The organism is Serratia sp. LACPHL-BACT-2024-00286, from assembly GCF_043109535.1.
Classification (GTDB): Bacteria; Pseudomonadota; Gammaproteobacteria; order Enterobacterales; family Enterobacteriaceae; genus Serratia; species Serratia sarumanii.
Map to the genome: position 1 here is coordinate 145,594 of NZ_JBICNA010000007.1, position 21,027 is coordinate 166,620.

The window sequence follows — 21,027 nt, forward strand, 5'->3', positions numbered from 1 at the left end:
AATCTCCGGTTAACAGGGGGAAGTGCGCAAGTATACCGTATGCACACACCGGAATAATTGATGAAGAGAATGTATTGGGTGAAATTGCCGGGTGCGCAAGGCAGGCACCCGGCGGGCGGGATTACAGGCTAGCGGGCGCCGTTTTATCCTGCGGCAGATGGCACCAGTTGTTTTTATCCACGATGCCGCCATCGGGAGACGTGTAGCCGAGGCAGCCGAGGATGGTGTCAAACAGCTCGACGTGGCGATGCGTTTTGCCGATGCGCTGCTGCGCCTGCAGCTGCTCAAAGGCGCTGAGGTGCTGCGGGTTCTCAAGGAATTTGTCCGACGCCCATACGATCATCGGCACGCGGAACTGCTCCGGCGGCGCCATCTCGCGCGGCGTACCGTGCAGGTGCGTGTTTTCACCGATCGATTCGCCGTGATCGGCGGCATAGAACACGATGGCCTTCTTGTCGCGCACCTGGTCTATCACATTGGCGATAAAGCTGTCGGTATACAGCACGGTATTGTCGAAGGCGTTGATCAGCTGCGCCTTGGTGCAGGAATCGTCCACCCCCATGCACTCCGGCTGATAGCGCGCATAGCTGCGCGGATAACGCTGCGAGTACAGGTAGTGCGAGCCTTTGGTATGCAGGATCACCAGGTGTTTGCCCTTCGGATAGCGCGCCAGCGACTCCTTCATTTCGTCCACCAACAGCATATCGTCGACCGCCTTGCCGTCGTTGCGCTTCTCGGAAGCGATCATCTCGCGGAACGAATAGTTGTTCACCTCGGTGTTGTTGTAGAACCACACCTCGCTCTGCATGGCGAACAGCTCGGAAGAGAAGCCCAGATCCTTCAGTACCGCGAACACGTTCTGCTCTTTCAGCGTGCGCTGCGGGTTGTCTTCGGTGCCGCCTTCGCGCACGAACATACAGCGCAGCGACAGCTTGGTGGAGGTGTCGCACGACTCGCCGCGAAACGCCACCAGATTCTTCTCTTTAGACAGCCGCGGCGTGGTATCGCGCTCATAGCCCAGCATGCCCATGTGGTCCCAGCGCGTGGTCTCGCCGATGATGAACACCACGTAGGTGTCGTCGATATCCGCCGGCGGTACGTAGGTGAAGTGTTTGCCCGGATCGAACATCGTGCTCTGATCCTGGCTTTCGTCATAGCGGGTATAGGCAAACAACCCCAGCGCCGACAGCCAGTTGGACGGCAGATACGAGTGCGCCACCACGCCGCCGTAGCTCGGCAGATCGACGTTGGAGAGCTTCTCTTGCACGCTCTGCTCGTCGTCCAGCATGCGCAGCGGCAGCCAGACCAGCGCCACCACCGCCAGCAAGACCAGCAGCGGCTTGATGCGATGACCGGGGGTTTTCAGCTGTTCTATCAGGGTGTAACGCAGGCTGTTTTTCCAGATCAGCAGCAGCGGCAAGGCGCTGAGCGCCACCATCCACAGCACGAAGTGCAGGCCGACCACCTCTTTCGACAGATCGATGTCGGTGGTCATCACCGACACCACGATGCCGTAGCCGATCACCACGTTGAAAAACGTCATGTAGTAGCTGGCGGCAACCGAAATCAACACCAGCAGCGAAGCGACGATGCGATAAAACAGCCGGCCGCCGAGCGATACCAGCCGCATGATGAAGAACGTGAACAGGACGATAGCGATGACTTCCGTCACCGCCGAAATCACCTTAATCCCCTGAATGCCGTGCGCCAGCGAATCAAAACGACGATAAAAAACGGACAGGTTGAGAAATATGCCGATATAGATCGCTAACAATAACGATAAATTCTGCTGTGATAGCGATTTAACTTTGTTCATGTAACGCGGTGGCTCCGGGGACGGTGTAGCGGTTCTGGATCAGTCAGACACTTATTAGGGCTTCTGGTTCAGCCAACCGGCAATAAGCGTTATTTTGCGGGTAATAATCAAGAGAATTCTCACAAAACGGGCAATTTTTACGCTTTTTGCAAACGGCTTTCAAGCGGGGCAGATAAGAAAATGGAGGGTCAAACCCTCCATTTTTTTCGCGATAAGGATAAAAATCTTACTTAACGTTCAGAGTCACATCGATATTTCCGCGGGTGGCGTTGGAGTATGGGCACACCACGTGCGCCTTTTTCACCAAATCCTCCGCCACGCTGCGCTCGATGCCCGGCAGCGAGATATCCAGCTGCACTTCGATGCCGAAGCCGTTCGGGATTTCACCGATGCCGACGGTGCCGTCGATCTTCGCTTCGGCCGGGATTTTGACCTTTTCTTTCGCCGCGACAAACTTCAACGCGCCGAGGAAGCAGGCCGAGTAACCGGCGGCGAACAGCTGCTCGGGGTTGGTGACTTCGCCGCCGGCGCCGCCCATCTCTTTCGGCACGCCCAGTTTCACGTCCAACACGCCGTCGGAGGAGGTCGCACGGCCGTCGCGGCCGCCGGTTGCGGTGGCGTGAGCGCGGTAAACCACTTTCTCAATAGACATCGTTCATTCCTTCTTGCTGGTTGGCGAGATGACTACGGCTTCCACGAGGTAAAGCCGGTCACATATTTATCTTTTGCGATTAAATCGCGCACTACTTATTTTTGACGCTTATTAACCAGTGTAGACCACCCCTGCCGTTCTTGCGTCCGGCGGCGGCGGGTCAAATCTGATCGATCAGGCTGCCGCGCAGCTTTTCCAGCTGCTGTTTGAGCGAGACGATCTCGTCCAGGCTGCAGTCGGTGGCGCACATCACCGCCTCGGGCACCGATTGCGCCCGCTCGCGCAGCGCGCGGCCGGCTTCGGTGAGTGCAATGATCACCTGCCGCTCGTCGGCGGTGGCGCGATAACGCACCAGCAAACCGGCGGTTTCCAACCGCTTCAGCAGCGGCGTCAGCGTGGCGGAATCGAGGAACAGCCGCTCGCCGATATCCGATACCGTCACCCGATCGCGCTCCCACAGCACCATCATCACCAGGTATTGCGGGTAGGTGAGTTCGAGCTGATTCAACAGCTTGCGGTAGACTTTGTGCAGCGCCAGGTTGGCGGAGTACAGCGCGAAACAGAGCTGCTGATCGAGCTGCAGCAGATTCTTCGCGAGGGGTTGTTCGGTATCGGTGCTTTTCATGTGTCTGAATATAGATAGCGCACGATGTAATCGCAAGCTATTTCTTTTGAGGTATGCTACCTTTTTTTTATGCAGAGGATGCTCGGAGGGAAAGGAAATGACGAACACGCTTGTAGAACGCGCGCGCCGCTACGCCACCAAGGCGCATGCGGCCATTGATCAGCGCCGCAAATACACCGACGATCCGTACATCGTCCACCCACAGGCGGTGATGGAACTGGTGCGCAGCGTGCCGCACACCGAAGAGATGCTGGCGGCCGCCTGGCTGCATGACACGGTGGAAGACACGCCCACTACCCTCGGCGATATCGAAAGCCACTTCGGGCCGAAGGTGGCGGAGCTGGTGCGGATGCTAACCAACGTCAGCCGCGCCGAGGACGGCAACCGCTTCGAGCGCAAAAACCGCGATCGGCGCCACAGCGCCGGCGCATCGCCGCAGGCCAAAACCATCAAGCTGGCGGATCTGATCGACAACACCCGCTCGCTGCTGGACTATGACAGCCACTTCGCTCAGACCTACCTGATCGAGAAACAGCGTCTGCTGGAGGTGCTGACCGAAGGCGACCCGACGCTGTGGCGCCAGGCCAGCCATATCGTTGAGCAAGGGCTGCTCCGCTTGCAGCAGCCGCCGCACAACGTGCCCGCCAGCTGGTTCGAACACGCCCGCCGGCGCTACCGCGAGAGCGATGCGGCCTGATCAGAAGGTCACCACCGTTTTCAACGCCGTCACCCAGGCGTCCTGCGTCTCGCTGACGCCCGCCGGGTGATGCCAGTACTGCAGGCCCGGCTGCAGCTGCAACCACGGCGTGACGTTCACGCGATAATAGAGCTCCGCCGTCACCGAGTGGCCCGGCACCGGCCGGTAGCTCGGATCGTGATAATCGCTGACGCCGTTGATTTGGTTGAGATAACGCTGATTATCTTTGTAGCGGTCGCTCAGCTTCACCACCGAGACGCCCAGCCCCAGCCAGTCGTCCGGCCGCGCATCGAACAGCCCGCGATAGCGAATGCCGGTCGAGGTAGACCAGTGCAGGTAGTTGCTGCGCTGATCCCCCAGCCCCAGGCTGTAAAACACGCTCAGACCGCGGTTGACGTCATCCGCATGGCGCGTCACCTGCTGGTTAAAACCGGTATACAGGAACCAGGTGCGATCGTGGCTGCGATAGCCCTGCGGATCGCTGGCGCCCGGCCCACCGGACACCCCTTCATAAAGATCGCTCTGGCGCGCGTTGGTGAACAGCACGCCCAGGTTATACACCCCCGGCAGCTGGTTGACGGCGTGGGTTTTCAGCTCCAGCTCCATCGGCAACAGGAAGCCTTTGCTGCCCTTGGTGGACCAGCTCCAGGCGTGGCTGCGGCTGGGGGCGCTCGGGTTCTGCTCCATCACGCCGCCCTTGAGGGTCAGGCCGTCGGTCAGCTTGTATTGCAGCGTGGTGCCCCAGTAATGCACGTTCCAGTTGTACCAGGTCAACGAGTTGGCAGACTTGCCGCCGCACAGCGTCAGCGTCTGAAAATCGCAGGGGATGATCTGATCGAAATCCTGCACCTTGTTCATCATGCCGATGCGCCACTGCAGCCGGCGATCGAGGAAGGACCGGCTGAAGGTCAGCCAGCCCAGGCGGGTAATCGACTGCCCGCCAAAGCTCTCCTGCGACAGATCGGTCAGGCCGACGCGCGGATCCTGCAAGCGATCGCGGGTCAGGTTGTTGTCATGGTTGCGGTTGACGATATTGCCTTCGATCGCCGCGTCCGGAATGCCGGTCAGCGCCTGCAAATCCTGGCTGAAGGTCAGCGAGAATTGGTCGATGTACGACGCCTGTTTATCGTGGTTGTAACCGCCGCCGGCGTTATACGACAGCTGGCTGAGGTAGCCGAGGTTATAGTGGAAACCGTGATCCTCCAGGATCGGCCTGATCCCCAGCATATCCCCCAACAGCCCGGGCTGCGGCGGTTCAAAGCCGAGCGCCACCCCTTCCCACTTGGCGGTGGGGGCTTCGACGTCCTTGCCGGTTTGCAGCGTTTCCGCCTGCGCCTGGCTACAGAGCAGCGCCAGCGCCGCCAGGGTTATGGAACGAGGTAATAAGCTTTTCATCATTATTATATTTCTCCGCATAACGGCTGACTGCGGGCAACAGCATTCCCTGGGAGAGAATTTCCCATCATGAACAGCAGCGAATAACGTTAGGTTAACGCCCGGCGCTTGCCGCCGGGCTTAGAGGTTAGCGTCGGTCTTTCAGGCTGGCGCCGTTGCTGTGGATCACATCGCGATACCAGAAGAAACTCTTCTTGCGGCGGCGCGCGAGGCTGCCGTTGCCGGCATCGTCCCTGTCGACGTGAATGAAGCCGTAGCGCTTCGACATTTCGGCCTTCGAGGCGCTGACCAGATCGATCGGCCCCCAGCTGGTGTAGCCCATCACCTCGACGCCGTCGTCGATCGCTTCCGCCACCTGCACCAGATGGTCATTGAGGTAGTTGATGCGGTAGTCGTCGTGGATGCTGCCGTCGGCTTCGACGCGGTCTTTGGCGCCCAGCCCGTTCTCGACGATGAACAGCGGCTTCTGATAGCGGTCGTACAGCACGTTGAGCAGGTAGCGCAGCCCGATCGGGTCGATTTGCCACCCCCACTCCGAGCTGGCCAGATGCGGGTTCGGCACCATATCGAGAATGTTGCCGCGCGCCGTCTCGTACTGCTCCGGATCGGCGGTGACGCAGCCGCTCATGTAGTAGCTGAACGAGATGAAGTCGATGGTTTCGCGCAGCGTTTGCCGATCTTCCTCGGTGATCGCCACCTGAATGCCGTTTTCACGGAAGAAGCGCTGCATATAGGCCGGGTAATAGCCGCGCGCCTGCACGTCGCCGAAGAACAGCCAGTCGCGGTTTTGCCGCTGGGTTTCCAGCAGATCTTCCGGCTTGCAGCTCAGCGGATACAGAATGCCGCCCAGCAGCATGTTGCCGATTTTGCCCTCCGGCACGATCTCGTGGCAGGCTTTCACCGCTTTGGCGCTGGCCACCAGCTGATGGTGGATCGCCTGATAGATGGCGCTCTTGTCGCTCTCCTGCGGCAGGCCGACGCCGGTGAAAGGCGCGTGCAGCGACATGTTGATCTCGTTGAAGGTCAGCCAGTGTTTGACCTTGTGCTTGTAGCGTTCGAACACGGTGCGCGCATAGCGTTCGAAGAAATCGATGGTGCGCCGATCGCCCCAGCCGCCGTAGTTCTTCACCAGGCCGTAAGGCATCTCATAGTGCGACAGCGTGATCAGCGGCTGAATGCCGTACTTCGCCATCTCGTCGAACAGCCGATCGTAGAACGCCAGCCCGGCTTCGTTCGGCGTCTCTTCGTCGCCCTGCGGGAAAATACGCGTCCAGGCGATCGAGGTGCGCAGGCACTTGAAGCCCATTTCGGCGAACAGCGCGATATCCTCCGGGTAACGATGATAGAAATCGATCGCCACGTCCTTGATGCCGCTGTCGCCCGCCGTGCGCGGCGTGATGGCGCCGAAGATGCCCTGCGGCTGCAGATCGGAGGTCGACAGCCCCTTGCCGTCGGCCTGATACGCGCCTTCTACCTGGTTCGCCGCTACCGCGCCGCCCCACAGAAAATGTTGCGGAAACTTGCCGTTCATCGCTTGCTCCTCAATTAACGTAATAAAGTCAGCAGCGGCGCCTGTTCCTGCACCGGAGACAGGCCGCTGGTCAACACGTCCACGTAGTCATCGCTGTTGCTGATGATGATCGGCGTGGTGGTGTCATAGCCGGCGGCATGGATCGCCGCCTGGTCGAACTCGATCAGCAGATCGCCCGGGGCGACCCGCTCGCCTTCCCGCACGTGGGCGGTGAAATGCGCCCCGTCCAGCTTCACGGTATCGATGCCGACGTGGATGAGAATCTCCGCGCCGTCGTCCGATTCGATGCCGATGGCGTGTTTGGTTTTGAACAGCGACGCCACGCTGCCGCTCACCGGCGCCACCACGCGCCCCTGCTGCGGCGCGATCGCCACCCCTTTCCCCAGCAGGCCGCTGGCGAAGGTCGCGTCGTTCACCTGATCCAGCGGCACGATGTCGCCGGCGATCGGGCTGAGGATGGCCTGTTTGCGGTTAAGCGGCGCGGCAGCTTCAGGCTGCGCCGTCTCTTCCGCCGGCGCGACGCCGAACAGGTAGCTGGCCAGCGCGGCGAACACGAACGACAGCAGGGTGCCGCCGATCGCGCCCCATACCGTGGCGTCGATGCCGCCGCCGGGGATGATCTGCGCGAAGGTGAATACGCTCACCAGGCCGAACGAGTAGACCGAGGTCTGGAAGTAGCCGATCACCGCACCGCCCAGCGCGCCGCCGATGCAGCCGAAGATGAACGGGCGTTTGTTCGGCAGCGTGACGCCGTACACCGCCGGTTCGGTGATGCCGAAAATCCCGGCGCCGATGGCAGAAGCGGACAGCGCCCGCAGTTTGGCATCGCGGGTGCGCAGCATCACGCCCAGCGTGGCGCCGACCTGCCCCATCACCGCCGGCAACAGCAGCGGCACCATGGTGTCGCGCCCCAGCACGCTCAGGTTATTGATCATCAACGGCACCAGTCCCCAATGCAGGCCGAAGATCACGCACACCTGCCACATCGCCCCCATAAAGGCGCCGGCAACGATCGGGTTAAAGGCGTAAATGCTCTGATAGCCGTTGGCCAGCAGGTGGCTGAGCCAGGTCGCCGCCGGGCCGATCAGCAGGAAGGTCAACGGCACGGTGATCGCCAGGCACAGCAGCGGCGTGATGAAATTGCGCAGCGCGCTGTGGATCACCCGGTTAAACAGCGGCTCCAGGCGGCAAGATACCCAGGCCGCGAAGATGATCGGGATCACCGACGAGCTGTAGTTGATGAAGGTGAGCGGAATGCCGAAGAAATACTCGCGCACCGCCCCCGGCTGCTGCGCCGCTTCGAACGCCGCCATCATCAGCGGATGCGTCAACGCGCCGCCGATCGCCATGGTGACAAACGGGTTGCCGCCGAATTTTTTCCCGGCGGTGTAGCCGAGCATGATCGGGAAGAAGTAGAACAGCGAATCGCTGGCGGCGAACAGCATTTTGAAGGTGCCGCCGCTCTCCAGCAGCCAGCCGCAGGCCAGGCTCAGCGCCAGGAAGCCTTTCAGGATCCCCGAAGCGGCCATCACCCCGAGCAGCGGGGTGAAAATGCCGGACACCAGATCGATAAAGCGGCTGAGCAGGTTGTCTTTTTTGCCGCCCGCGTCGTCGCTCGGCGCGCCGTCGGCCAATCCGCCAACCCGGTTGACCGCGTCGAACACCTCCGCCACGTGGTTGCCCACCACCACCTGGAACTGGCCGCCGCTCTCCACCACCATAATGACCCCAGGATTTTTCTTCAGCGCTGCCGCGTTGGCGCGATTGTCATCGCGCAGCTTGAAACGCAGGCGGGTGGCGCAGTGCACCAGGCTTTTCACATTGTCGCGGCCACCGACGCCGGCCAAAATCTCACTGGCTAATGTGTCATATTTCATACGGTTATCCTTAGACTTCGCGTTCTGCCGCTCCCCCCGCACTGGCCTGGCGCTGAGGCGGAATTCGGCGCAAAAAAAAACCTAAACCTCGCGGCCTCTGCCCCATCGGGGAACAGAAACGCGAGGTTTAGGTTTTGCCTGCCGTAGCAGTAACAACCCTAAATCGGTTGAGTTATGACGTTAACACCGCGGATTTTGCCGGCGCAAGGCTTTGCACCGGCAAATTGCCGAACTGTGATCGCGGAAGCAAAACGGCCTCAATGCGCGAAATAATGCATGCCGCCATCTACCGGGATCACCGCGCCGGTGATATATCGCGCGAGCGGGGAGCAAAGAAACGCCGCCAGATACGCCATGTCTTCCGGTTCGCCGAAGTAGCCGATCGGGATATGTTGCGCAATGAACGCCTGGCGCGCTTTATCACAAGCGTATAAGCGCTCGCGGATCTGTTCACTGTTGATACGCCCGGGTTGCAGCGTATTGACGGTAATCCCCTGCGCAGCCACGTCGCCGGCCAATCCTTTGGCCCACAGATGCAATGCGCCCTTGGCGGCGCTGGCGGCGCTCAGGCTGCGCGGCTCCATCGAGCCGCTGATATTGATAATCCGGCCCCAGCCTTGCGCCTGCATGGCCGGCAACAGCGCCTGAGTCAATCTACGGGCCGGCGTGAAGTTCAAAGCGAAAGCGTCATCCCAGCTGCGATCGCTGTCGTTCAACGTCGTGGGGTGAAACGCGCCGACCGCGTTGATCAGAATATCGACTGTCCCCACCTGGCGCAGCGCCTGCGCCGCCAAACGGGCGAGAGCCTCAGGCTCGGTCACATCGGCAACGATCGCCTGCGGACGCGCCGCCCCTTGCCGTTCCACCTCATCCGCCAAGGCCTGCAGCCGGTCACCGCGTCGTGCGGTGGCCACTACCTTGACCCCTTGAGCGGCCAATACCCTGACCATGCCGGCACCGATCCCTTCGCTGGCACCCGTGACCAATGCCGTGCGTTGCTGTAATTGCAGATTCATAAGAAACCTTAATTGAATAATTCAATTTAAGAGGAAACGTTCACACATTGAATCACGCCGTTATTCGTGTGAATATTCCCGAAAACCGCATCATCAATGTGCAGGAATTCACCGATGTTTGACTGGCAGGATTTAAAACACTTCGTGGCGCTGGCGCGCACCGGTTCGTTGTCGGCGGCAGCGCGGGAGCTGGGTTGCGATCACGCCACCGTCGGGCGACGCGTAGCGGCGCTGGAACAGGCGCTCGGCCTGCGTTTGATCGTACGGCTGCCGCGCAGCACGCCGTTGACCCAGGACGGACAGGCGATTGCCGGGCTGGCGGCGGAGATCGAGGCGCAAAGCCAGGCTATTGCCCGCCATGCGCGCAGCGCCGGCGCAACGCCCCAGGCCGGCGTGCGCATTAGTGCGCCGCCGTCGATCGCCGCACATATTCTCGCGCCGCGCATTGCCGCATTTAACCAGGCTTTTCCACAGATCGTCGTCACGCTGTCGGGTGAATCGGCGCTCGCCGAGCTGGATCGCGGCGAAGCCGACATCGCCGTGCGCATGGTGCGCCCGCAGCAGCCAGAGCTGCTGACGCAGCGCATCGGCATGATGCGCTACGCGCTGTATGCCGCACCGGAGCACGCCGCACTGCCCGACGCGGCGCGCCGCTTTCTCGCCTATGACCATCACTACCAACAGCAGCCACATCAGCAATGGCTGCAACAGCTGTTACAGGGGCGGCCGGTGGTCTTTCAGGCCAGCGATCTGTTTTCACTGCAACAAGCGGCGCGTTCAGGGCTGGGTGCCGCCGTTTTGCCGACGTTCGTCGCCGATGGCGATCCGGATCTGGTCCCGTTGCCCACGGCCAATGCCGCGCCAACGCGCGAGCTTTGGCTGGTGACGTATCCCGATTTAGCGCGCACCGCTGCCGTGCGCGCGGTGATGAATTTCCTGGTCGAAACGCTCGGCAAAACGTGCCCATTACCGGCATAAAGCATCAGCATGACTAATATAAATACTGGACAAAAGTCACGCGGGGGATTATTACTGGTCAACGCGTAATCGAGAGTAGGGATGGCAGTCATCATGGTGTTGCGTACTGATGTAGGACGGATTCTGATCACCGGCGCCGGCGGCCGGGTAGCCACGGCGTTTCGTCTGGCGATGGGCGATCGCTACGCGCTGCGCCTGGCGGAACGAGACATCAGCCTGCTGAGCGATCGGCAGCCGGGCGACGAAGTCATCAGCTTCGACATCGCCGATCTCGATGCCTGCCGCGCGGCCTGCGCCAATATCGACACCGTGTTGCATTTGGCGGCCGATCCCTCCCCCGATGCCGACTTCTGCGGTTCGTTGATGGACAACAACATTCTCGGCACCTTCAATATCTTCCGCGCGGCGAAAGACGCCGGCTGCCGCCGGGTGGTGTTCGCCAGCAGCGCGCAGGCGGTGGAAGGCTATCCGCTCGATTACCAAATCCGCCCGGACGACGCGCCGAAGCCGAAGAACCTGTACGGCGCCAGCAAAGCCTTCGGCGAAGGCATCGCCGCCTACTTCGCCCATCAGGAAGGGCTTTCCGCCCTGTCGGTGCGCATCGCCAACTTCACCACCCTCAGCCCGGGCGATCGGCTCAGCGCTCGCGACATGAGCGCGTTCCTCAGCCATCGCGACGCCGCCGATCTGCTGGAGCGCTGCATTCGCGTCGAAGGGGTGCAATATGCGGTGGTGCACGGGGTTTCCAATAACCGCTACACGCGTTTATCGCTGGAAGAGACCCGTCGCCTGCTGGGTTACGCCCCGCAGGACGATGCGTTCAGCCTGCTCGGCTTTGAGTAGGTGCGGCGAGCAGGCCCGCCGCATCTGCGTATTTAGCCGTTGGCGTAAACGACTTTTGCGGCGGCGCGGCTGGTGAACAACACCAGCAGCAGCGCCAATCCGGCGATAATCGCCCCCATCACCGGCACGAAGCTGTAGCCCAAACCGGCGGAGACCACCGCGCCACCGGCGGCGGCGCCCAGCGCGTTGCCCAGGTTGAAAGCGCCGATGTTGACCGAAGACGACAGCCCCGGCGCGTCGCTGGCCACGCGCATCACGCGCATCTGCAGCGGCGGCACCACGGCAAAGGTCGCCGCGCCCCAAATCACCATGCTCACCGCCGCGCCGATGTCACTGCGCGCCAGCAGCGGGATCAGCAGCATGATGGCCACCAACAGCAGCAGGAAGCCCTTCAGCGTCGCGCTCTCGGAACGGTCGGCGAACTTGCCGCCGAGGTAGTTGCCGATGGAGAAACCGACGCCGATCAACACCAGCATCACCGTCACGAACAGCGGCGTCGCCTCGGTGATGTGCTGCAATACCGGCGAGATGTAGGTATAGAGCGTGAACATCGCGCCCGCCCCCAGCACGGTCGTCAGCAGCGCGGTCAGCACCTGCGGCCGCACCAGCACCGACAGCTCGCGTTTCACGTCAGGGCGCGCGCCGGCGCTGCCTTTCGGCAACGAGAGCCACAGCCCCAGCATGGCGATCACGCCCAGCCCGGCCGTCGCCAAGAACGACATGCGCCAGCCGATGGTTTCACCCAGCCAGGTCGCGGCGGGCACCCCGCCGATATTGGCGATGGTCAGCCCCATAAACATGGTCGCCACGGCGCTGGCCTGTTTCTCTTTCGGCACCACGCTGGCGGCCACCACCGATCCGAGGCCAAAGAAGGCGCCGTGGTTCAGGCTGGTGATGATGCGCGACAGCATCAGGGTGGTGTAATCCGGCGCGATGGCCGACAGCACGTTGCCCAGGGTAAAGATCGCCATCAGGAAAATCAGCGCGCTTCTGCGCGCCCGGTGCGACAGCAGCAGCGTCATCAGCGGCGCGCCGACCATCACGCCGACGGCGTAGGCGCTGATCAACATGCCGGCCATCGGAATGGAGACGTCCACCCCTTTGGCGATGGTCGGCAGCAAGCCCATGGGAGAGAATTCGGTGGTGCCGATGCCGAACGCCCCCACCGCCAGCGCTAACAAGGGATAATTCACTTTCATGCAACAACTCCGGTTTACCGCTGCCGAAGCGCGGGAACAGTTAAGATGCCGAAAGTATGACATTGATCACAACAAAGATAAGCAGGCGGGAGGCTAAAAGACTTTTGCAAATTTGTTAAAAGTGCGGCGGGTGGGGCATCCGTCATCCGGTGTGATCACGCATGGCAGCCGCCCTACCGCTGCCCTTCCATCCACGCAAGAAAATCCATCATCCGGTCGGCAAAGGCAGCGTCGTTCGCCTCGCCAACCGCATGAGCCAGCAAGTACGTCATGTCAGCCTGCTGTGCCGGATAGCGCGCCAGCAGCTGTTCGGCATAGTCGGTTAACGTTGTCGGCCAGAATGCGCTGCCCTCGGCGCGCAGCATGTTGGTGGCGCGGATCAGCTTTCTGGCCGCTTCGCGCTTTAAGCGCTTCTCATCCGGCACCGGGCTTGCCTGCAGCAGTAGCTGCTCCCGATAACGCACCAACACGGGCCGTAAATCGGCATTGACCGCCAGCGCGATGCGCCGATCGGGCCGAAACAGCGGAAAAGCGGCGGACACGTCTTCGCCCCACAGGCAGCGGCAGTGATGCTTCAGCCAAAATCCCCAGGAATGGCAATGCTCGGGGTTCAACGCCTCCTCGACGCTGCCGATGTCAAAGTCGACCTTGCTCACGATCCGCTGCTCCAGCTGAAAAGCCTGCCGCCACGCCTCAAGGCGCTGCAACGCCTCGCTATCGGCCGGCTTGGTGAGCAACAGCGTGATGTCCAGATCGGACACGCCGGGAATGGCTTCGCCGCGCGCGACGCTGCCGTAGAGGTAAATGCTGTGGATGAGCGTCGGGAATTGGCGCGGTAGCCCTGTCGTCAGCGCCTCCAGCAGCGGGATAAAAGCCTGCTGCAGCGGAAACGCTGTCACTGTAGGAATCAAGCCCACCTCATGCCCTCCCACTGCGCACTTTGCCCGATCGCATTTCGATGTTCCGCTGCAGTTCGCGCAGCCCGCCGGCCAGGAAGCAGGCTTCCGCCAGTACGAACAGCGGGCCGATGATCAGGCCCGTCACGTCGTCCATAAACGCCGGTTTTCTCCCCTCCCAGAAATGCCCGACAAACTGAAACAGCCAGCCGATGACGAAGCCGCCGATGCCGACGCTCAGCCACGCCGCCGTCGACAGCGACGCCACCCAGGCGCCGAACACGAGGCACACCAGCAACAACGCCAGCATCATGGCGCCAAGGCGCAGATTTAGCCGCAGGTAATAGAAGGCCGCGACGAGCACCACCGCGCAGGCCGGCGAAAACGGCAGCCCTCCCGCGCCCCACGCCGGCCGGGAGAGCAGCGCCAGCAGGCTGACGACGATCAGCGGAATGCCGATGAAATGCGTGGCGATATTGCGCGCATCGCGGTGATAGGCGGCATAAGCGGCAAGTTGATCTTCCAGACTTCGCATGTTGACCTCCGGTATGTACGGCCTTCGTCGCCGAACGCGCGCCGCCGCATGCGGCTGCCCTTACCCATAGCTTAGCGCGGGATCACCAAGACCGGTTGGCCAATCTCATCCAGCAGGCCGCGCGTGACGGAGGCGTTCAGCCAGCGCCCCAACGAAGACAGGTGGCGGTGCGAGATGATCAGCAAATCGCAGTTAAACAGCGCCATTTGTTCCGGGATCACCTCGATGGGCGCCCCGGCGGCCAGCAGCCCCTGGGCGTTGAAGCCCATCTGTTTCAGCGCCCGCGTCACCTGTCCGACCTGCTTTTCCGCCAGCGCCTCTTCGCGCTGGGCGGCGGGATATTCCTCGCGCTCGTCGCTGTCGAAACGCAGGCCGCTGCGGCTGAGCGTGAAGGCATTGTCTACCACCGTCAGTACGATCACGCCGCCGATGCTGCCTTGCAGACGCGCCATAAAATCCAGGGCATTGCCGCTGTGTTCAAAACAGTCCACCGCCAATAACACTCTCTCAATCATAACAACCCTCATTCGCCCGAGTTAAATCGCACCCTTGAAGTTGGCTTCGCCCTTTTTCCAATAACCCTTGGCAAACAGCGCAGCGCGGGAAATGCCCATTTCGTTGATAAAGCGCGCCTTCAGATAGGCGGCGACCTGGTGTTCGCAGGCCAGCCACACCTGCCCTTCGCCGGGCGGCAGCTCGCAATGGCTGACGGCCTGCACCAGCGGGCTGTTCATCACGCTGTCGAAATGTCGGGTGCGGATTTGCCAGCTGTTCACCTGCAAAAAGGAGCAATCGACGTCCTGAATCTCCTGCGCATCGCCCACTTCGGCGAACCACAGCACCGGCAACGGGGCAGACAGCGAGGCGAGGATGGTGCGCATGGCGGGCAGCGCGGTCTCATCGCCCAGCAACAGCAGCCAGCGGGTTTGCGGCAACAGACGAAAGCCGCCGGAGCAAGGGCCGGCGAACCCCAGCTTGTCGCCCGGCATCGCGTCGCGCGCCCAGTTCGACGCCGGGCCTTCGCCGTGCAGCACCATGTCGATATCGAAGGTGCGGGCGAGTTTGTCGATGCCGCTCAGGGTGTAAGCCCGTCCGGCCAGCGTGTCGCGCCACGGGAAGAACACCTTGACCCAGCTGGCCGGTTCCTGCGCGCGCGGATCGGCGATAAACTTATCCACATCGTCGCCGCTCAACGTGATGCGGCGGATCCGGGCGGTGACTTGCCGCACGGCGCTCACCCGGGCCTCGCGTTTGCGGCGGGTGTCCCTTTCCAGCATCTCGTCGACAATTTTATTCAGCGTGTTGTGCATCAGCCTTCTCCTGTGGCGCCGCCGGCGGATAGGTGTGTTCCCAGCCACCGCCCAGCGCTCGATAGATATTCACCACGGCGATCGCCGTCTCCTCCTGAGAAACAATTTGCGCGGACTGCAGATCCAGCAGCGCACGCTGCGTGCTCAGAACATGGATAAAATCGCTGGCGCCGTTCAGATAGCTGTCGCGCGCCAGCGCAAACGCGTGCCGGTTGGCGGCCAGCGCCTCGGCCAGGTGCGTCTGGCGGCGCTGCTGGGCGCGATAGCCGGAAAGCGCGTCGTCGATCTCGTGCCAGGCGCGCAGCACCGTTTGCTGGTAGGCGATGGCCATTTCCTGCTGCCGGTATTCGCTCAGGCGTACCCGCTGGGTGATTTTCCCCCCGTCGAACAGCGGCAGATACAGGGTGGGGCCGATGGCGAAGGTATGCGTGGACCAACTGCCCATATCCGCCAGCGCCAGCGCCTGATAGCCCGCGTTGCCGGTCAGCGTGATGCGCGGATAGTAGTCGGCGGTGGCGACGCCGATCTCGGCGGTCGCCTGATGCAAACGCGCCGCCGCTTCGCGAATATCCGGCCTGCGCAGCGCCAGATCCGACGGCACGCCCATCGGCACCGCGCGCGCCAGCGTCGGCAGCGGCCCCGTCGGCGACAACATCGCTTCCAGCGCGCCAGGCCGCTCGCCCAACAGCAGGCTGATGGCGTTGATCAAGCGTTCCTGCCGATCGACCAGCGTCGGCAGCAGGGCATCCACCTGCGCCAACTGCACCTGTGCCTGATCGATATCCAGTTCGTTGCCCGCACCGCTTTGATAACGGCTTTGCGTCAGCTGCAGCGTGCGCAGCGCCGTGGCGCGGTTTTCCTGCGCCACCGTCAGCTGCTGCTGCGTGGCGCGCAGGCGCAGATAATCGCTCGCCACCTCCGCCGTCACCGACGTCAGCAGCGCGCGCCGATTCTCCTGCGAAGCGGCGAAGCCGGCGCGCGCGCTTTCCGACGCGCGACGCAGCTTGCCCCACATGTCCAGCTCCCAGCTGGCGCTGAATCCGCCGCGCCAGAGGTTATAATCCGCCTCTCCGCCGTTGCCGGACGGATCCATGCTGCCCACCGAGGTGGCGCGCTGGCGCTGATAGGCGCCGTCCAGGCTCAGATCCGGCATCAGCGCCGCCTCGGTCACGCCCAGCAGGGCGCGGCTTTGCTGCATGCGCGCCGTGGCGAGCTGCAGATCCAGGTTGCCGGCCGCCGCGCGCTGCACCAGTTGCGACAGCGGCGCGTCGTTGAATATCGACCACCAGGCCACCGGCAGCGCCCCGCCGCCGGCCTGCTCGCCCCAGTTATTGGGCAGCGCGTTCTGCGGCCGAGCGTAGTCCGGCCCTACCGCCCGGCAGCCGCTCAGCGCAATCAACAGCAGCGGGATCACGGCCCTGTTCATTGCACGCCTCCGTCCAGCGTATTGATGCTGACGTCCGCGGACATCCCGACGCGCAGGGCGCTCAGCAAGGCGGCGTGCTCCTTGTTGCTATCAAACACGATCTTCACCGGGATGCGCTGAACGATCTTGGTGAAGTTGCCGGTGGCGTTCTCCGGCGCCACGGCCGCGAAGCTGACGCCGGAAGCCGGCGCAATGCTGTCCACCAGCCCTTTCAGCGTTTGGCCGGGAAAGGTATCGATATGGATGTCCACCGACTGCCCGTGCGCAATGTTTTCCAGCTGGGTTTCCTGGTAGTTGGCGATGATGTACAGCTTGTCCTGCGGCACGATGGCCAGCAGCGCATCGCCCGGTTTGACGAACTCCCCGACCCGCAGGCTTTTCTTGCCGACCACGCCGCCGATCGGCGCGGTGATACGGGTGTAAGACAGGTTCAGCTCGGCCATCGCTTTCTTGGCCTGCGCCAGCATCAGCTCGGCATCGCTGTCCGCCAGCTTGGCTTGCAGCACCTGCTCCATGTTTCGCGCCGCTTTGAGCGTCGCCTCCGCCTGCGCCACATTGGCGGAAAGCGTGTGCACCCGCGTTGTCGCCTGCTGCGCCGCCTGCTGGGAGCCCGCGCCGCTGCTGGCCATTCTCTGGTAGCGGTTCTGCTCCTGGCGCGCAAACGCCAGCTCCGCCTGCGCCGCCTGCCGCTCCGCCTGCGCGGCGGCGATCAGCGCGCTTTGCCGGGTCAGATTGGCCCTGGCGTCGTCCTGCCGGGCGCGGGCGGATTGCTCCTGCGCCGTCGCCTGCGCCAGCGCGACGTTGAATTCACGCGGGTCGATCACCGCCAGCAATTCACCCTGTTTGACCCACTGGTTGTCCCTGACCAACACCTGCGCAATTTCACCGGCAATCTGCGGAGAAATACGCGAGATATCGGCGCGAATATAGGCGTCGTTGGTATTCTGCTGTGTTTCTTTAATAAAGAATTTATTGATTAATAACCCCAGCGTAATAACGGTAACCGCCAATACGGCGACGGCGACTTTCTTGTTAGCCATAAAAGTGACTCCACTTAATATTTATTTCTGATGATAAAATGTCAGGCGGCGACCGAACGCGGCGGATAAATACGGGTCGGCATAAATAAAATCAGCGCGGTCAATAATAACGCCAGGCCGGCAACCAACAGATAAAGATCGGCGCTGGCCAGCACGTGGCCCTGCCGAGCGGCAAGCTGCGCCAACTGCTCCGCCGACCCCGATGCGCGGCTGTAGGCCGAGCCAAAACCGTCGGCGATCGTGCCGGCGTGATAGTCCCCGCGCTGCCGACTGAGCAGCGCGATGGCGCCGCCGGCCGCGGTGGCGGCGAAACCCTTCACCGCGTTGAACCAGGCCGCCGCAAACGGCCCGTCGGTCGGCAACAGCCCGCCGGTCGCCTGCATCAGCAGGGGGATGATCGCCATCGGTTGAGCGACCGCCTGCAACAGCGCGATAACGCGAAACGTGTCGCCGTTCCATTCCGGCGTCAGCTGGGCGGCCAGCACGCAGGCGGTGGCCATCAACAGCAGGCTGATCGCCAGCACCCAGCGGCAATCCACCCGCGGCGTATTGCAAATAATGGCGACAATCGGCAGCGTAATTAATTGCGGCAACGCCACCCACAGCATTAAGTCGGAGGTTTGTTCCTGCCGATAGCCCTGAATCGCGGCTAAATATCCCGACGTAATATTGACCAGCGACACCATAATTAACAGCACGCCACCCAGCGTAATTAAGGAGAAAGACAAATTCCTTTTGCTTAATAGCTGCAAATTGAAAAAGGGCAGCGGGTGATACCATTCGTTAATCAGAAATAATGCCAATAGCCCGATGCCGCCCAACAATAAAACGTAGATCAGCGGCGAGTTCAGCCAGTCGAGGCGCTCCCCCTGTGAGATGCCCATCGTCAGCATGCCGAGTGCCATGCCGCCGAGCAGCAGGCCGCGCCAGTTGAACTGCCGCAGGCGCTCCAGCCGCAACGGATCCTGCGGCAGACCGTAGCCGATACACACGGCGGCGATCGCCATCAGCGGCAGGTTCCAATAGAAGTACCCGCTCCAGCCCCAGTGAAAGGCAAAGGCGGCGGCAGTGGCGCCCAGCGTGGCGCTCCAGGCGGAGACCCAGCCATAGGCGCCCAGCCCCAGCACCTTGATCAGCGGCGGCATAAAACGCAGCACCACCGTCATCAGCATCGGTGGCAACGCGCCGCCGGCGAAGCCCTGCAGGCTGCGCACCGCCAGCAGCGCGCCATACTGTTCTCCCAACCAGGGCGTCAGCAGTCCACCGGCCAGGTAAATGCCGCACATCGTCAACGCCACCCGGCGCAGCGAAAAGGTCGGCCAAAAACAGGGCGTGAACCCGGAACCGATCACAAAGCCGGTGACATAACAGGTGGTCAGCCAGCTGCCGGCATCGAAGCTCAGCAGCATGCCGCCCTGTATATCCGCCAGCGCGAACTTGCCGGCGTTTTCCCCCACGCCGCTGGCCATCACCGCCAAAAACACGCCGAACAACCCCAGCCAGGTGCGGCCGTTGATTTCGCCGGCGCTGGCGAGCCATCGATTTTTGTGGTGCGGCGTAACAGACACCTCAACCATTCCCCACTCCTGCTGTTTCAGCCTCAATCTTTGTTGTCGTGGGCAGTATCCGGGCTTACTTCGATTGTTTAAAATGAAATGATGTAATTAACTAGTTGCACAAAACGCAATCCATAGAGCGCACCATTACCGGAGAGGCCATGCCGCAAAAAATTGATTTCAACCTGATCTATGCGCTGAATCTGCTGCTGGAAGAAGGGAGCGTGAGCGGCGCCGCCGAAAAGATGAATCTGAGCGCGCCGGCGATGAGCCGCATTCTGGGGCGCATCCGCCGGCAGTTCGACGACCCTATCATGGTCAGAGCCGGTAAGCATCTGGTGCCGACGCCGCGTGCGCTGGAGTTGAAACGCCAGCTCGGCGAGATCATCGAGCAGGCCGCCGCGCTGATCGCGCCGAATGAATCCTTCGAGCCCGGCAAGCTGACCAGAACCTTCACCATTCGCGCCAACGACATTTTTATCGGCGCGCTGGCAGGCGGCTTGCTGGAGACGCTGCGGGACATGGCGCCGCTGAGCGGCCTGAAGTTTATCGCCGAAAGCGACGGCGAGGATGACGCGCTGCGCAGCGGCAAGGTGGATCTGGTGATCGGTTCCTCACGCGACTGGCACCCGGAAATCAAGACGCAGAGCCTGTTCACCAGCACCTTTCAGGCGTTGGTGCGGCTGGGGCACCCGATCATCGGCCGGGTAACGCCCGAAACCCTGACCCATTACCCGCATATCAGCGTCTCCCGCCGCGGGCGCACCCAGGGGCCGATCGACGACGCGCTGCGCGATCTTGGCCTGCAGCGCAACGTCGCCCTGACCCTGCCGGGCTTCCATTCGGCGATGATGCTAACCATGAAATCAGACTTTATCCTGCCGCTACCGCGCCACGTGCTGCAGGGAGTAAGCAACATCCACCTGCCGTTGGCGGAGATCGAGCTGCCGCTCGAGCTGGAATCGGTGTTCATCGTGCAGGCCTGGCATCCGCGCCTCGATCGCGATCCGGCGCACCGCTGGCTGCGGCAGACCATCAAGCAGTTCTTTTTGCAAAGGGAGTGAAGGGGTTAGGTGTTGGGGAGAGAAGACGCTCGCGGCAGAACCCAAATACGCCTGCCAGATAAGCCGGTAACATGGCATTTTGCCGAAGCCCTGCGCATACTCAGACGTCTTGGGTAAACCGCGCGACGCGGGCAATGGCATCGGTATTCCATTTCGCCAAGCACGAAACAGAAAGGAACTCATGCCCAGGGAGGCACAAATGACCAAAGCGTATTATTGGAAAAGTCAGGTGTGGGGAGCGGCCTATTTTTTTACCGCGCTTTATTACATCTATTCTTTCCAGGACATGGTGAATATCGCACTTTCGTTGATCCTCTCCATCCTGAGCTTTTTACTGTATCCCTGTGCTAAAAAAGGCATTGAAACGGCCGCCCTGCGGTTCACGAGTGAAGAATTTTGGCACCGCGGACTGTTCGCCGATACCATAGGCAAAAATGGCGTGCTGATCCTGTATTATGCATTCTGTTATGTCATGGCCGTGCCGCTGGGCGCCCTGTATCTGCTTGCCCTGTTCCTCAGAAATAAAAAGGCCGCGTAAGCGGTTTTTACGTCAAGGCTTACCGCCTCGTAG

At 61.8% G+C, this 21,027-nt stretch carries 20 protein-coding genes; 5 read left to right on the forward strand and 15 right to left on the reverse strand.

Annotated features, from left to right (window positions below; all coding sequences use genetic code 11):
- Positions 1–121: 121 nt before the first annotated feature.
- The 3 genes from eptB to ACF8MC_RS20410 all read right to left on the reverse strand — a co-directional run bounded on the left by eptB (position 122) and on the right by ACF8MC_RS20410 (position 3,093).
- On the reverse strand, positions 122–1,816 hold the full coding sequence (gene eptB / locus ACF8MC_RS20400; protein WP_033650007.1) for a kdo(2)-lipid A phosphoethanolamine 7''-transferase: 1,695 nt from the start codon (positions 1,814–1,816) through the stop codon (positions 122–124).
- Between the two features lie 226 nt (positions 1,817–2,042).
- Positions 2,043–2,468 (reverse strand): organic hydroperoxide resistance protein, encoded by a 426-nt coding sequence (locus ACF8MC_RS20405; RefSeq protein WP_004934114.1) that lies wholly within the window; start codon positions 2,466–2,468, stop codon positions 2,043–2,045.
- A gap of 160 nt (positions 2,469–2,628) precedes the next feature.
- Positions 2,629–3,093 carry a MarR family winged helix-turn-helix transcriptional regulator gene (locus tag ACF8MC_RS20410; RefSeq protein ID WP_033653991.1) on the reverse strand — a complete coding sequence of 155 codons (465 nt, stop codon included), beginning with the start codon at positions 3,091–3,093 and terminating at the stop codon, positions 2,629–2,631.
- 97 nt (positions 3,094–3,190) lie between these two features.
- On the opposite strand from ACF8MC_RS20410, the gene ACF8MC_RS20415 reads away from it, so the two are divergent.
- Positions 3,191–3,790 (forward strand): HD domain-containing protein, encoded by a 600-nt coding sequence (locus ACF8MC_RS20415; RefSeq protein WP_033636604.1) that lies wholly within the window; start codon positions 3,191–3,193, stop codon positions 3,788–3,790.
- Here the strand turns inward: ACF8MC_RS20415 and ACF8MC_RS20420 are convergent, their stop codons facing one another.
- The 4 genes from ACF8MC_RS20420 to ACF8MC_RS20435 all read right to left on the reverse strand — a co-directional run bounded on the left by ACF8MC_RS20420 (position 3,791) and on the right by ACF8MC_RS20435 (position 9,609).
- Complete coding sequence (locus tag ACF8MC_RS20420; RefSeq protein ID WP_392423892.1) at positions 3,791–5,188, reverse strand: carbohydrate porin; 1,398 nt, start codon at positions 5,186–5,188, stop codon at positions 3,791–3,793.
- Between the two features lie 124 nt (positions 5,189–5,312).
- Positions 5,313–6,716, reverse strand: a complete 1,404-nt coding sequence (locus ACF8MC_RS20425; RefSeq protein WP_033636603.1) for a glycoside hydrolase family 1 protein — start codon at positions 6,714–6,716, stop codon at positions 5,313–5,315.
- Positions 6,717–6,730: 14 nt separating this feature from the next.
- Complete coding sequence (gene bglF, locus ACF8MC_RS20430) at positions 6,731–8,593, reverse strand: PTS beta-glucoside transporter subunit IIABC (RefSeq protein WP_041037253.1); 1,863 nt, start codon at positions 8,591–8,593, stop codon at positions 6,731–6,733.
- 257 nt (positions 8,594–8,850) lie between these two features.
- Entirely contained in the window at positions 8,851–9,609 is a 759-nt protein-coding gene (locus ACF8MC_RS20435) for an SDR family NAD(P)-dependent oxidoreductase (RefSeq protein ID WP_060423449.1), read from the reverse strand.
- Positions 9,610–9,723: 114 nt separating this feature from the next.
- Between ACF8MC_RS20435 and ACF8MC_RS20440 the strand changes: the two genes are divergently transcribed.
- Both ACF8MC_RS20440 and ACF8MC_RS20445 read left to right on the forward strand, forming a co-directional pair.
- Positions 9,724–10,587, forward strand: coding sequence for a LysR family transcriptional regulator (locus ACF8MC_RS20440; protein ID WP_033636600.1), 864 nt, complete (start codon positions 9,724–9,726; stop codon positions 10,585–10,587).
- Between the two features lie 93 nt (positions 10,588–10,680).
- Complete coding sequence (locus ACF8MC_RS20445; protein ID WP_164105527.1) at positions 10,681–11,430, forward strand: NAD(P)-dependent oxidoreductase; 750 nt, start codon at positions 10,681–10,683, stop codon at positions 11,428–11,430.
- A 32-nt stretch (positions 11,431–11,462) separates the two neighbouring features.
- Here ACF8MC_RS20445 and ACF8MC_RS20450 read toward each other — a convergent pair whose 3' ends face one another.
- From ACF8MC_RS20450 to ACF8MC_RS20485, 8 genes are all read right to left on the reverse strand, one after another.
- Complete coding sequence (locus tag ACF8MC_RS20450) at positions 11,463–12,629, reverse strand: MFS transporter (RefSeq protein WP_164105467.1); 1,167 nt, start codon at positions 12,627–12,629, stop codon at positions 11,463–11,465.
- A gap of 173 nt (positions 12,630–12,802) precedes the next feature.
- A complete protein-coding gene (locus tag ACF8MC_RS20455) occupies positions 12,803–13,528 on the reverse strand; it encodes a nucleotidyltransferase domain-containing protein (protein ID WP_230199964.1) in 726 nt (241 codons plus the stop codon).
- A gap of 19 nt (positions 13,529–13,547) precedes the next feature.
- Positions 13,548–14,060 (reverse strand): DUF962 domain-containing protein, encoded by a 513-nt coding sequence (locus ACF8MC_RS20460; RefSeq protein WP_060423458.1) that lies wholly within the window; start codon positions 14,058–14,060, stop codon positions 13,548–13,550.
- Positions 14,061–14,131: 71 nt separating this feature from the next.
- Positions 14,132–14,575: a universal stress protein gene (locus ACF8MC_RS20465; protein ID WP_033636596.1), complete on the reverse strand. Its 444-nt coding sequence runs from the start codon at positions 14,573–14,575 to the stop codon at positions 14,132–14,134.
- A 21-nt stretch (positions 14,576–14,596) separates the two neighbouring features.
- Complete coding sequence (locus tag ACF8MC_RS20470; RefSeq protein ID WP_033636595.1) at positions 14,597–15,370, reverse strand: siderophore-interacting protein; 774 nt, start codon at positions 15,368–15,370, stop codon at positions 14,597–14,599.
- Positions 15,351–16,796, reverse strand: coding sequence for an efflux transporter outer membrane subunit (locus ACF8MC_RS20475; protein WP_164105469.1), 1,446 nt, complete (start codon positions 16,794–16,796; stop codon positions 15,351–15,353). The genes ACF8MC_RS20470 and ACF8MC_RS20475 overlap by 20 nt, the downstream gene beginning before the upstream one ends.
- Positions 16,793–17,836 (reverse strand): HlyD family secretion protein, encoded by a 1,044-nt coding sequence (locus tag ACF8MC_RS20480; RefSeq protein WP_164105470.1) that lies wholly within the window; start codon positions 17,834–17,836, stop codon positions 16,793–16,795. The genes ACF8MC_RS20475 and ACF8MC_RS20480 overlap by 4 nt, the downstream gene beginning before the upstream one ends.
- Positions 17,837–17,877: 41 nt before the next feature.
- Positions 17,878–19,413, reverse strand: a complete 1,536-nt coding sequence (locus tag ACF8MC_RS20485) for an MFS transporter (RefSeq protein ID WP_164105473.1) — start codon at positions 19,411–19,413, stop codon at positions 17,878–17,880.
- 140 nt (positions 19,414–19,553) lie between these two features.
- On the opposite strand from ACF8MC_RS20485, the gene ACF8MC_RS20490 reads away from it, so the two are divergent.
- Together ACF8MC_RS20490 and ACF8MC_RS20495 are read left to right on the forward strand one after the other, a co-directional pair.
- A complete protein-coding gene (locus tag ACF8MC_RS20490) occupies positions 19,554–20,456 on the forward strand; it encodes a LysR family transcriptional regulator (protein WP_161726097.1) in 903 nt (300 codons plus the stop codon).
- 199 nt (positions 20,457–20,655) lie between these two features.
- A complete protein-coding gene (locus ACF8MC_RS20495) occupies positions 20,656–20,994 on the forward strand; it encodes a colicin E1 family microcin immunity protein (protein WP_050438982.1) in 339 nt (112 codons plus the stop codon).
- Positions 20,995–21,027 lie beyond the last annotated feature (33 nt).